Genomic DNA, 11,841 nt, shown 5'->3' with positions numbered 1-11,841 from the left:
ATGGATTTATTTTAATTTGATATATTTTAGAAACTGAAAAAAAGATCGGTTTTTCAAATAGTTTAAATCGGTTTCTTTTGCGTAAGCTTCTCTTTCAAAACTAATATTTCGATAAGCCAAATCCTTGTTTTTATACTGAATTAAGCGGAATAAATATTCCAGGAAATACCAGATAAAAAAAGGTAGAATCAGCATTTCTTTTTGTTGTTTCAAATGAATCTTTTCATGGTTCACAAAAATCTTATTTACTTTATCCAAATCATATTTCATCAATACAAACGGAAACACAGCCATTCCGCGATATCCTTTCGGAATTAAATATTTAGCAACAATCAGAAACATTAGCTGTAAAGTTTATAAATTTGTGGATATAAAATTATGAGATTTCATTAAAATCATAATCAATTATTTATTTTTGATTTTTAAAGAAATAAAAATACAACCGAAAGCAGATTTATGAAAGAGCAAAGTAATGAAAATAAATTAATCGAAGGTGAAGATTTTTACTATACGCCCGAAGGTTATAAATGCTTTACCGAAAAACACCATTTAAAACGCGGTTATTGCTGTAAAAGCGGCTGCCGTCATTGTCCGTACGGGTTTGATAAAAATACAGGCAGGATTAGAAAATAATCTAATTAGAAAATGTGCCAATTTGATAATTAGATAATTATTGAAAGTAAATTTTAAATTAAACTAACCTCATTAAAGATAGATATGATTTTCAACTTCAAAAAAATCTAAGAAGTCTAACTATCTAACATCTAAAAATCTAAACAAAAATGAACGTTTTTATAAATAAAAATATACCAGAGGCCGGCATTGTATTACTTCGGGAAAAAGGCATCAAACTTACCATAAATCCAACTGAGAATGTATTATCAAGAGATGAATTCATCAAAATCTGTCAGGAAAATGATGCGCTTCTTAATGTTGGAACCAATAATTTTGATGAAGATTTTTTTCAGCAATGCCCTAATTTAAAAGGTATCGCTTTATTTTCTGTTGGATTTGATGCTGTAAATATTTCATCAGCAAATAGTCGAAAAATACCTGTGGGAAACACGCCTGATGTTTTAAGCAGAGCAACTTCGGATATTGCTTTTTTATTGATGCAAAGCGTTGCCCGAAAGTCATTTTACAATCATAAAAAAATTATAAACGGAGAATGGGGAAGTTTTAATCCTTTGGCAAATTTAGGACAAGAACTCTACGGCAAAACACTCGGGATATTCGGTTTGGGCAGAATTGGTTTTGAAATGGCCCAAAAATGCAAAGCCGCCTTCGGAATGAATATCATTTACCACAATCGTTCTCATAATGAAAATGCCGAAAATGAACTTAATACGGAGTTGGTAGATTTTGAAACTTTACTTGCAAAAAGTGATGTTTTGAGTGTTCATTCTAATTATACAGAAGAAAATAATGAACTTTTTAATAAAAGTGCTTTTGCAAAAATGAAACCTAGTTCTATTTTCATCAACACAGCAAGGGGAAAATTCCATAATGAAGACGATTTGTTTCATGCCCTGACCAATAATATAATCTGGGGCGCGGGACTTGACGTTACTAATCCGGAACCCATGAAAAAAGACAATCCTTTATTATCATTGCCAAATTGTTGTATTTTGCCACATATTGGTTCCGCAACATACGAAGCCAGAAATGCAATGGCAGTTTGCGCCGCACAAAATATAATAGCGCTTTTTGAAAATAAAAAAATGCCGTTTTGTGTTAATGAAGATGTTTATTTTTAATTAGATAATCTAAAAATGTGTCAATTAGATAATTCGAAAATCTAAAATCATCAATCTAAAATCTAAAATTACATATGGATATTCGCTCAAGAAAATTTAGAATTAGGATCTACAAATCCTATCATAGGTCGGATATTCGTTATCCCTAGTTTTTAATTAGAAAATGTGTCAATTTGATGATTAGATAATTATTTTCAGGTTGAATATTGATAGATATTTCGCTCCAATGGAGCTTTATTAATTGACGCATATTGTTTTCTATAAATATTACGCCTTTCCAAGGCTAACTCCAGAGGAGTGAAATATTTATAGAAATACAATTAGCATTCAGAATTTTAGCCCCAGCGGGGCGACATAATAAAACATATAATAATTTCAGATGTTGAATCTTACGTTTTGCAAAAATCTAAAATCAACAATCTAAAACTTTAGTCCAGCGGAGCGACATAATAAAAAAACAAATTAATCTGTTGTTAATCTAACTAAAATATCTTAGCAACTTAGCACCTTTAAAAAAATGACTTTCAAAGAAGAAATACAACAGGGAATTCCAACGATATTACCTCCAAAAAAACAATACGATTTAGCGATTAATCACGCGCCAAAACGAAAAGAAATTCTTTCGGCAGAAGAAAAAAAACTAGCTCTAAAAAATGCATTACGTTATTTTGAAGCCAAACATCACGCTGAATTAATTCAGGAATTCTCAGAAGAATTAGAAAAATACGGACGTATCTATATGTATCGTTTGCGTCCGGATTACAGAATGTATGCGAGACCAATTGACGAATATCCTGGAAAATCATTGCAGGCAAAAGCGATTATGCACATGATTCAGAACAATCTGGATTATGCTGTGGCGCAGCATCCGCATGAATTGATTACGTATGGCGGAAACGGAGCTGTTTTTCAGAACTGGGCGCAATATTTATTAACCATGCAGTATTTGTCTGAAATGACAGATGAGCAGACTTTAACGATGTATTCAGGGCATCCGATGGGATTATTTCCTTCACATGCTGAAGCGCCAAGAGTTGTGGTTACCAACGGAATGGTTATCCCGAATTACTCAAAACCGGACGATTGGGAAAAAATGAATGCTTTGGGCGTTTCGCAATACGGACAAATGACGGCGGGAAGTTATATGTATATTGGCCCACAGGGAATTGTACACGGAACTACAATTACGGTTTTGAATGGTTTCAGAAAAATAAAATTAAATCCTGAAGGAAATCTTTTTGTGACTTCAGGTCTTGGCGGAATGTCTGGCGCGCAGCCAAAAGCCGGAAATATTGCAGGTTGTATTACGGTCTGCGCCGAAGTAAATCCCAAAATCACCAAAATCCGTCACGAACAAGGCTGGATTAATGAAATCGTAACTTCAACAGAAGAATTGGTAAAAAGAGTCAATTCGGCGAAAGCCAATAAAGAAGTGGTTTCGATTGCTTATTTAGGAAATGTAGTTGATGTTTGGGAATGTTTCGACAAAGAAAACATCAAAATTGATTTGGGATCTGATCAGACTTCATTGCATAATCCTTGGGCTGGCGGTTATTATCCTGTTGGAATTTCTTTCGAAGAAGCCAACGAAATGATGGCCAATAATCCTGGTTTATTCAAAGAAAAAGTTCAGGAATCGTTACGTCGTCAAGCGAAAGCAATAAATAAACATACTGCAAAAGGAACGTACTTTTTCGATTATGGAAATGCTTTTTTATTAGAAGCTTCACGCGCCGGTGCTGATGTAATGGCAGAAAACAACATCGATTTTAAATATCCAAGTTATGTGCAGGATATTATGGGACCAATGTGTTTTGATTATGGTTTTGGGCCTTTTAGATGGGTTTGTACCTCCGGAAAACCGGAAGATTTACAAAAAACAGATACTATTGCAAGTCAGGTTTTAGAAGAATTAGCGAAAACTTCTCCAAATGAAATTCAGCAGCAAATGCAGGATAATATCAAATGGATCAAAGGCGCACAGGAAAATAAACTGGTTGTGGGTTCTCAAGCCAGAATTCTGTATGCTGATGCCGAAGGTAGAATTAAAATTGCCGAAGCTTTTAATCAGGCAATTGCAAAAGGCGAAATTGGAACTGTTGTTTTAGGTCGTGATCATCACGACGTTTCGGGAACGGATTCTCCTTACAGAGAGACTTCTAACATTTATGACGGCTCTCGTTTTACGGCTGATATGGCAATTCAAAATGTGATTGGCGACAGCTTTAGAGGTGCAACCTGGGTATCGATTCATAACGGTGGCGGAGTTGGCTGGGGAGAGGTTATAAACGGCGGATTTGGTATGGTTCTTGATGGTTCTAAAGAGGCTTCAAAGCGTTTAGCATCAATGCTTTTCTGGGATGTTAACAACGGAATTTCAAGACGAAGCTGGGCAAGAAATGACGAAGCTATTTTTGCTATAAAAAGAGCGATGGAAGTTCAGCCTTTATTAAAAGTAACTTTGCCTAATATAGTCGACGAAAGTTTATTTTAGATTGACGTTATTTGCTTAAATTGAGAACAAATAAATTTTTATAAATATGAAAACATTCAAATTAGTACCCGTTTTTTTGCTTTTAATATTAGCCTCTTGCAGCACTGTTAGTGTTTATTCTGATTACGACAAAAACGTAGATTTTGCGCCTTATAAAACGTATGCTTTTTTTAAGCCGGGAATTGACAAGGTTGAAATTTCTGATTTGGATAAAAGACGAATTCTTCATGCAATAGATACTGAAATGCAGGCAAAAGGTTTTACCAAAAGCGAAAATCCTGATTTATTAGTAAATATTTTTACTAAATCAAGAGAGCAAGTAAATGTAAACCAATTTAGCGCTGGCTGGGGTTACGGCTGGGGCTGGGGTTGGAATCCTTACATGATGTATGGAGGAAACCAAACTACAGTTTCTACCTCTACAGAAGGAACTTTATACATCGATTTAATCGATGCCAAAAAGAAAGAAATGATCTGGCAAGGTGAAGGAATTGGAACCTTAACTAAAAACATTGATAAAAAAGATGCCAGAATACAAGAAATTGTAAGCAAGGTTTTGGCTCAATATCCACCTGTTAAGAAGTAAGTTTTTCAGTCACAGTTGATCAGTTTTTGTAAAAACTAAAAACAGAGATTGAGTATTTCAAAAAATAATTAATACATTTGTTATTCAGACAACAAAAAAATGACAAACTTTAGTAACATTATTATCGCTATTATCAGCATTATTGCAATTCAGCAATGATGGCGAGGTGTTATATAAAAAAGTAAACAAATACAATTTATGAAACCTCCCAATCGGGAGGTTTTTTTATTTAATGATTTTTTGCCACAGATTTCACTGATTCTCACAGATTAATCTTTTAAATCATTTAATCTGTGGCAAAATAAAAAAACAAGACAACATGACTTTATTTAACGAAGTAATCAACGCAAAAAAACAGCTCGAAAATGTAGTTGCCGCTACTCCGCTCACACAAAATTTAAATCTTTCAGATGAATTTAAATCAACTATTTTATTAAAAAGAGAAGATTTGCAAATTGTTCGTTCGTATAAAATTCGGGGTGCTTATAACAAAATTTCTTCGTTGAAAGATTCCGAAAAAGCAACAGGAATTGTTTGTGCCAGTGCCGGAAATCATGCACAGGGTGTTGCTTATTCTTGTAATTTACTGGAGATAAAAGGCAAAATCTATATGCCAAAAACCACTCCGAAACAAAAAGTAAAACAAGTACAATTATTCGGAAAATCGTTTGTTGAAATTGTACTTACAGGAGATACTTTTGATGATGCTTACGCTTCGGCAACGGCAGATGCTATTAAAAATCATAAAACTTTCATTCATCCTTTTGATGATTTAAAAGTTATTGCAGGGCAAGGAACTGTTGGGTTAGAAATCTTGGATAGCTATAAAGAACATATTGATTATGTTTTTGTGCCAATTGGCGGTGGCGGACTTGCGTCAGGATTATCTGAAGTTTTTAAACATTTAAGTCCGAATACAAAAATTATCGGGGTTGAACCAAAAGGTGCACCCTCGATGAAAACTTCTATCGATCAAAATAAAAACACCGCTTTAGCCACAATAGATAAATTTGTTGATGGTGCTGCCGTAAAACAAGTTGGCGACATGACCTTTGATATCTGCAGAAATAATTTAGACGATATTATTTTGGTTCCCGAAGGAAAAGTCTGCACGACAATTTTGCGTTTGTATAATGAAGAAGCAATGGTTGTTGAACCGGCAGGAGCATTGACAATTGCTGCTTTAGATTTTTATAAAGACAAAATAAAAGGCAAAAAAGTAGTTTGCGTCGTTAGCGGAAGTAATAATGATATTGAGAGAACTGCTGAAATAAAAGAACGTTCTTTACTTTACGAAGGTTTAATGCACTATTTTATGATTCAGTTTCCGCAGCGTCCGGGTGCATTGAAAGAATTTGTAAACAACATTTTAGGTCCAGATGATGACATTACTTATTTTCAATTTCATAAAAAAAACAATCGTGAAGTAGGCTCTGTAGTCGTTGGATTAGAACTGAAAAAGAAAAAAGACATTATGAATATTAAATTAAATATGACCAAAAACGGATTTGAGTTTCAATATTTAAATGACAATCAGGATTTGTTTACACAATTAATTGGGTAAAAAACAAAAGGCTGCCTGAAATAAATATCAGACAGCCTTTAAACTCAATATAAAATTACTAATTGAATCCAGAAATTTAAAAATTATTGTTTTACAACTTTTTTAGAATAAGAACCTTTACTGTCAGTAACTTTCACAATGTAAAGTCCTTTTGGTAATTTTGAAATTTCAATTTCAGCATCACTTCCATTTACAAAATCAACAGTTCTTTTTAAAAGATTTTGACCGGTAACCGAGTAAATCTCAACACCGCCAGAACCCGAATTTGGTGTATTTATTTTTAAATAATCATTGGTTGAATTGATATAAATTGAAAGATCTGATTGAGAATTAAGTTCTTCTGCAACAACTTTTTTAGCTGTAGATTCAACCTGTACAAGCTGCCATTGCTGGTTTAATCCGCCTGTATAACTCCACACCTGAATATTGGCTCCGTTTGCAGTTGAAACATTTTCGACATCAAGAGATTTTCCACTATTTAAATTGATGATTTTATAATAACCTCCTCCAAGACTTGTAACTGTCCATTTGAATTCGTTAGAAGCAGAAAATGTTTTTTGCTGTACTTTTAGTCCATCTGCCGTTCCGTTGTTTTCAACCGCAAGATACATTCCTGTCGATTTTACAATGATGTAATAGTTTCCACTTCCGTCAGAAACAAATTTCCAACGCTGATTATTTCCTCCGCCATTTGTAATATCATATTGCTGAATACGGCTTCCGCTTGTTGTGGCATTATCTGCAACATCCAAACCTTTGTTACTATTTCTTGAAATAATATTGTAATATCCCGGAAAACTTTCAACCGGAGGATTACCTGATCCCCAATTGAATGTTACAGCAGATGTTGCAGGTACAGAATAATTAAATGCCGATGATCCTGAAACCACTTTGATTGTATTTGCTGATCCGCTTGAATTATAGACAACAAGCGAAATCGAACCATCAGGATTTTTAAATCCAGCAGAAAAAATACTTCCGTTTGTACTTGAAGAATTAATTCGTAAAGCGCCCGGTTTTACAAATTTTGAAATTTGACCAATAATATAATACGCTACATTTTTAGTATAACTTGTACTATTGTTTACCGTAATTGCACCTAAACACGTGTTACATCCGCCCGGAGTTCGCGGTCCCAAACCAGAGTTATTTGCTGCATTCCATTCCAGAACCGTTTTTGCCCAGTTATTTGTACTACCAATCACTACATTTTGCATGTGCCAGCCAAAATCTCCGCTAAAACTTCCTCCTGATCCTGTGTATTGTTCTGTAAAATATACATTTTTATTGGTTGCATTTCGTACTGTTGACATTGCTGAAATATTTCCTAAATATAAATGAAACGCCGCGCCATCAACATAACCACTGTTATTTAAAACATCAATAGGATAAGCTGTATTATCACAATTATGATCAAAAGCAATGATTTTTATGTTTCCGTAACCAGCTGCTGCCATTTGCGGACCAAGTTGTTGATTAATAAAATTCTTTTGTTCAGTAGAATTCATCAGCATACTTGGTTCGTTATGCGGATTTTCAGGTTCATTTTGAGGTGTGATTCCCCAAATTGAAATTCCCTGCGCCTGCATTTCATCAAAGTATTTTACGAAATATCTGGCATACGCGGCATAATATTGTGTTTGTAAACTTCCGCCAACCCATGAATTATTTGTTTTCATCCAACGGGGAGCCGACCACGGAGTTGCTAATATTTTAATGTTCGGATTAATTAATTTTATCTTTTTTATAATGGGAATTAAATAGGTTAAATCCGGTCCGTTAAGACTAAAATTATTCATATTAACATCGCCCGAAGTTTCGTTATAACTATAAGAAGAACTGCTTAAATCTGAAGCTCCAATACTAATACGAACTACACTTGCGTTTAATCCTGTAGTAGGATTGTATAAATCATTTAATAATTGATTTTGCTGAGTGACCGCCATTCCGCTAATCACTTCACAGCTTCCTTCAGTAAGTGTGTAGCCAAACCCATCCATAGTTTGATAGGTTGTTGATGGATTTACAGTAACCGTCGAAGGATTTGAGCCTGAATTGGTTCCAAAGTTTACGGTACTTTGTTGCTGTAATAATTTCGTTTGATCGCCTGAGGTTATCCACGGCGTAACTGTTTGTGCAGTCGTCTTACTAATTAGTGAAGTCATAATAATGCAAAACATTAGCATAAAATTCATTCGGTTTTGTGGTTTTTGGGTAATTTTGTTCATAGTTTTGAGGTTTTAGATAATTAAATTTTTCTTATTTTTTAAGATTAATTTTATTAATTCACATCAATATTATGATATTTTTAATTAAAATGATATTTTTCCTACATTACAAATACACATCATTTTGAAATTTAAACCTTACAAAAACTTATCTATATTTTTCACAAATTATTGATTTTAAATACTTTAATTTAATTAAAAAACATAAAAACCTTACTTTTAGAATTCAAATAATCATAAAATGATAAAATCAACGCAAAAACTCTATATTTCCTTATCTGCCAATCATATTTTATTATATAAATGATAAATATCAGAAATTATAAATCGGCAGATATCGTATTTTTGCAATTCATTTTATAATAGAAAACATGACAACTCTTAAAGATATTTCAAACATAGAAGACATAAAATTAATGGTCGATTCTTTTTATGATAACATTAGAAAGGATGAACTTTTGGGGCCAATTTTTAATGATAAATTACAAGATCGCTGGCCTGTGCATTTGCAAAAAATGTATGGTTTTTGGCAAACAATTTTATTTGATGTCCGCGCTTATTCAGGAACTCCTTTCCCGCCACATAAGCAATTACCGGTAGACAAAACACATTTTGACCGCTGGATTCAACTTTTTAATACTACAATTGATTCTCAATTTTCAGGACCAATTACAGAAGAAGCCAAAATGAGAGCAGCAAATATGGCTTATATGTTCAATCACAAAATCGAGTATTTCAGAAATGCCGAAAATGAGTTAAAAAAGTAAATAACCAATTAGATTTGGATTACCGTTTTTATTAAATAAATTTGATCAGCAAAATTGCTATTAAAAACCAAATCAAAACAAATCCAATCTTTAATCATGAAAAAGACAATTCTGTTTTTTATAATCTGCTTTTCCTTTTTAAATCATCTAAATGCACAAACAGCCCCAATTTTTAATTTGTACAAAGGCACTGTCGACGCAAAAAATCCCGTAACATTTTATATTAAAACAGAAGAAAACCCATGCACGGCAGATCTCATGTATACCGCCATGTATCGTTATGACAAATCAGGAAGCTGGATTCAGTTAAACATTACACAAAATGTAAAAATCGAAAATCAATTCGTTTTCGTAGAACACGGTTTTAGCGGTGTAATGATTTTAAAGAAAACCGGAAACACTTTTACTGGTTTATGGATTAGTCCCGACACAAAAAAACAATTGAAAATTGATGTAAAAGAAGCTTCGATGACAAAAAAGGAAATCGAAAAATATGAAAAGACACTGGAGAAAGTGAATTATGAAAATAATGACTGCTAATTTCCTTTGTCTTCAAAATCTATAAAAACGCAATAAAAGTTACTTTCGAATAAAAATATTGTGATGAACAGCAAAAATTAGCGAGCTAAATTCGTAATTTTACATTCTTAATCTACAACGTTTTCGAAAATGAATGCATCTATAGAAACAAATCCGTTATTAGAAAGATTGCCAAAACATTTAAAGCAATTCATCAAACCGCAGGATTATAGCGATTATACGCCAATTAATCAGGCAGTTTGGCGCTATGTAATGCGCAAAAACGTAGATTATTTATCGAAAGTTGCACATCATTCTTATTTGGATGGTTTGAAAAAAACCGGAATCGAAATTGATTCTATTCCAAGCATGTACGGCATGAACAGAATCCTGACCGAAATTGGCTGGGCTGCAGTTGCTGTTGATGGATTTATTCCACCAAATGCATTTATGGAATTTCAGGCTTACAACGTTTTGGTTATTGCTTCAGATATTCGTCAATTAGAACATATAGAATATACACCTGCACCAGATATTATTCACGAAGGTGCCGGCCACGCGCCTATTATTGCAAATCCTGAATATGCAGAATATTTGCGTCGTTTTGGGGAAATTGGATGCAAAGCCATTTCATCTCACAAAGATTATCAAATGTATGAAGCCATTCGTTTGCTTTCTATTTTGAAAGAAGCCGAAGATACGCCTCAGGAAAAAATAGATGAAGCTGAAAAAGCGGTTTCCGATTTGCAAAATAATATGGGCGAATTGTCTGAAATGGCTCAAATTAGAAACCTTCATTGGTGGACAGTAGAATATGGTTTGATTGGAACTGTCGAAAATCCAAAAATATATGGCGCCGGATTACTCTCTTCTATTGGTGAAAGTGCCTGGTGCATGACGGATAACGTAAAGAAAATCCCTTATGATATTTCGGCTGCGAATCAAAATTTTGATATTACACAGTTACAGCCTCAACTTTATGTAACTCCGAATTTCTCTTATTTGAGTTTGATTCTCGAAGAATTTGCCAATAAAATGGCTTTAAGAACCGGAGGACTTTCTGGAATTAAAAAACTAATTCACTCAAATGCTTTAGGAACTATTGAATTAAGTACAGGTTTACAAATTTCGGGTGTTTTTACCAATGTTCTGGAAGAAGAAGGAAAACCGGTTTACATTCAAACTACGGGAAAAACTGCTTTATCTTACCGTGAAAAAGAATTAGTTGGCCACGGAACTTTAACGCATCCTGACGGATTTGGAAGTCCGATTGGAAAACTAAAAGGATTCAATTTAGCAATTGAAGACATGAGTCCGAAGGATTTACAAGCGTATAGTATTGTTGAAAATGAAACTGTAAAACTAGAATTTGAAGGCAATATAATTGTTGAAGGTGAAATCATTACAGGTTCCAGAAATTTACACGGAGAAATTATCCTGATCAGTTTTAGAAATTGTACCGTTACGCATGGCGAAACTATTTTGTTTCAGCCAGAATGGGGAAATTATGATATGGCAATTGGTAAAAAAGTAGTTTCTGCTTTTTCCGGTCCAGCCGATGTAAATAGTTTTGATCTTATTAATAATGTTCCGAAAACTACCACTATAAAAGCAAAACATACAGACGAGCGTGATGATTTAGAAGTTTTATATCAAACAGTTCGTATGATTAGAGAAAACAAAGATTCTAAATCTGAACTGAAATCTGTTTTTGAAAAACTGAAACACAATCATCAAAACGATTGGTTGCTTTCTATAGAAATTGCTGAACTTTTAAAAGATTCTGAAGAAAAACAACTTTTGCAGGAAGTCTTGGTTTATCTGGATCAACTAAAAGAAAAACGTCCTGAAGTTGCACATTTAATTGCTGGCGGATTGGATTTGATTTTTGATAGTTCTTTGCCACAAAGGCACTAAGGCGCGAAG

At 33.7% G+C, this 11,841-nt stretch carries 10 protein-coding genes; 8 read left to right on the top strand and 2 right to left on the bottom strand.

Annotation, left to right across the window (positions count from 1 at the left end; genetic code table 11):
- Positions 1 to 6: 6 nt before the first annotated feature.
- The gene (locus BUE22_RS18345) at positions 7 to 342 is read right to left on the bottom strand and encodes a hypothetical protein (RefSeq protein ID WP_073397247.1); all 336 of its coding nucleotides are present in this window, start codon (positions 340 to 342) and stop codon (positions 7 to 9) included.
- A 114-nt stretch (positions 343 to 456) separates the two neighbouring features.
- Here BUE22_RS18345 and BUE22_RS23760 point away from each other — a divergent pair, with 114 nt between their 5' ends.
- From BUE22_RS23760 to ilvA, 5 genes are all read left to right on the top strand, one after another.
- On the top strand, positions 457 to 633 hold the full coding sequence (locus BUE22_RS23760) for a C1orf53 family protein (RefSeq protein ID WP_159438487.1): 177 nt from the start codon (positions 457 to 459) through the stop codon (positions 631 to 633).
- A gap of 149 nt (positions 634 to 782) precedes the next feature.
- Entirely contained in the window at positions 783 to 1,757 is a 975-nt protein-coding gene (locus tag BUE22_RS18340) for a 2-hydroxyacid dehydrogenase (RefSeq protein WP_073397245.1), read from the top strand.
- A 517-nt stretch (positions 1,758 to 2,274) separates the two neighbouring features.
- A complete protein-coding gene (locus BUE22_RS18335; RefSeq protein ID WP_042563978.1) occupies positions 2,275 to 4,251 on the top strand; it encodes a urocanate hydratase in 1,977 nt (658 codons plus the stop codon).
- Positions 4,252 to 4,297: 46 nt separating this feature from the next.
- Positions 4,298 to 4,837 carry a DUF4136 domain-containing protein gene (locus tag BUE22_RS18330; protein WP_042564075.1) on the top strand — a complete coding sequence of 180 codons (540 nt, stop codon included), beginning with the start codon at positions 4,298 to 4,300 and terminating at the stop codon, positions 4,835 to 4,837.
- A gap of 319 nt (positions 4,838 to 5,156) precedes the next feature.
- The gene (gene ilvA / locus BUE22_RS18325; RefSeq protein WP_073397244.1) at positions 5,157 to 6,401 is read left to right on the top strand and encodes a threonine ammonia-lyase IlvA; all 1,245 of its coding nucleotides are present in this window, start codon (positions 5,157 to 5,159) and stop codon (positions 6,399 to 6,401) included.
- A gap of 83 nt (positions 6,402 to 6,484) precedes the next feature.
- Here the strand turns inward: ilvA and BUE22_RS18320 are convergent, their stop codons facing one another.
- Complete coding sequence (locus BUE22_RS18320) at positions 6,485 to 8,629, bottom strand: RICIN domain-containing protein (protein ID WP_073397242.1); 2,145 nt, start codon at positions 8,627 to 8,629, stop codon at positions 6,485 to 6,487.
- Positions 8,630 to 9,000: 371 nt separating this feature from the next.
- On the opposite strand from BUE22_RS18320, the gene BUE22_RS18315 reads away from it, so the two are divergent.
- The 3 genes from BUE22_RS18315 (at position 9,001) to BUE22_RS18305 (ending at position 11,832) form a co-directional block, all read left to right on the top strand.
- Positions 9,001 to 9,396, top strand: coding sequence for a group III truncated hemoglobin (locus tag BUE22_RS18315; RefSeq protein WP_042563975.1), 396 nt, complete (start codon positions 9,001 to 9,003; stop codon positions 9,394 to 9,396).
- Between the two features lie 96 nt (positions 9,397 to 9,492).
- Entirely contained in the window at positions 9,493 to 9,936 is a 444-nt protein-coding gene (locus BUE22_RS18310) for a hypothetical protein (RefSeq protein ID WP_073397363.1), read from the top strand.
- Positions 9,937 to 10,065: 129 nt separating this feature from the next.
- A complete protein-coding gene (locus tag BUE22_RS18305; protein WP_073397241.1) occupies positions 10,066 to 11,832 on the top strand; it encodes an aromatic amino acid hydroxylase in 1,767 nt (588 codons plus the stop codon).
- Positions 11,833 to 11,841: the final 9 nt, after the last annotated feature.

It is taken from the genome of Flavobacterium pectinovorum (assembly GCF_900142715.1).
In the GTDB taxonomy this organism is placed as follows: domain Bacteria; phylum Bacteroidota; class Bacteroidia; order Flavobacteriales; family Flavobacteriaceae; genus Flavobacterium; species Flavobacterium pectinovorum.
Note: the sequence above shows the minus strand (reverse complement) of the source record. Positions and strands in the feature narration are given on the sequence as shown.

What these genes read in the sequence shown, in the direction of transcription:
- BUE22_RS18345 (WP_073397247.1), bottom strand. Translation starts at nt 342, where the DNA reads ATGTTTCTGATTGTTGCTAAATATTTAATTCCGAAAGGATATCGCGGA.
- BUE22_RS23760 (WP_159438487.1), top strand. Translation starts at nt 457, where the DNA reads ATGAAAGAGCAAAGTAATGAAAATAAATTAATCGAAGGTGAAGATTTT.
- BUE22_RS18340 (WP_073397245.1), top strand. Translation starts at nt 783, where the DNA reads ATGAACGTTTTTATAAATAAAAATATACCAGAGGCCGGCATTGTATTA.
- BUE22_RS18335 (WP_042563978.1), top strand. Translation starts at nt 2,275, where the DNA reads ATGACTTTCAAAGAAGAAATACAACAGGGAATTCCAACGATATTACCT.
- BUE22_RS18330 (WP_042564075.1), top strand. Translation starts at nt 4,298, where the DNA reads ATGAAAACATTCAAATTAGTACCCGTTTTTTTGCTTTTAATATTAGCC.
- ilvA (WP_073397244.1), top strand. Translation starts at nt 5,157, where the DNA reads ATGACTTTATTTAACGAAGTAATCAACGCAAAAAAACAGCTCGAAAAT.
- BUE22_RS18320 (WP_073397242.1), bottom strand. Translation starts at nt 8,629, where the DNA reads ATGAACAAAATTACCCAAAAACCACAAAACCGAATGAATTTTATGCTA.
- BUE22_RS18315 (WP_042563975.1), top strand. Translation starts at nt 9,001, where the DNA reads ATGACAACTCTTAAAGATATTTCAAACATAGAAGACATAAAATTAATG.
- BUE22_RS18310 (WP_073397363.1), top strand. Translation starts at nt 9,493, where the DNA reads ATGAAAAAGACAATTCTGTTTTTTATAATCTGCTTTTCCTTTTTAAAT.
- BUE22_RS18305 (WP_073397241.1), top strand. Translation starts at nt 10,066, where the DNA reads ATGAATGCATCTATAGAAACAAATCCGTTATTAGAAAGATTGCCAAAA.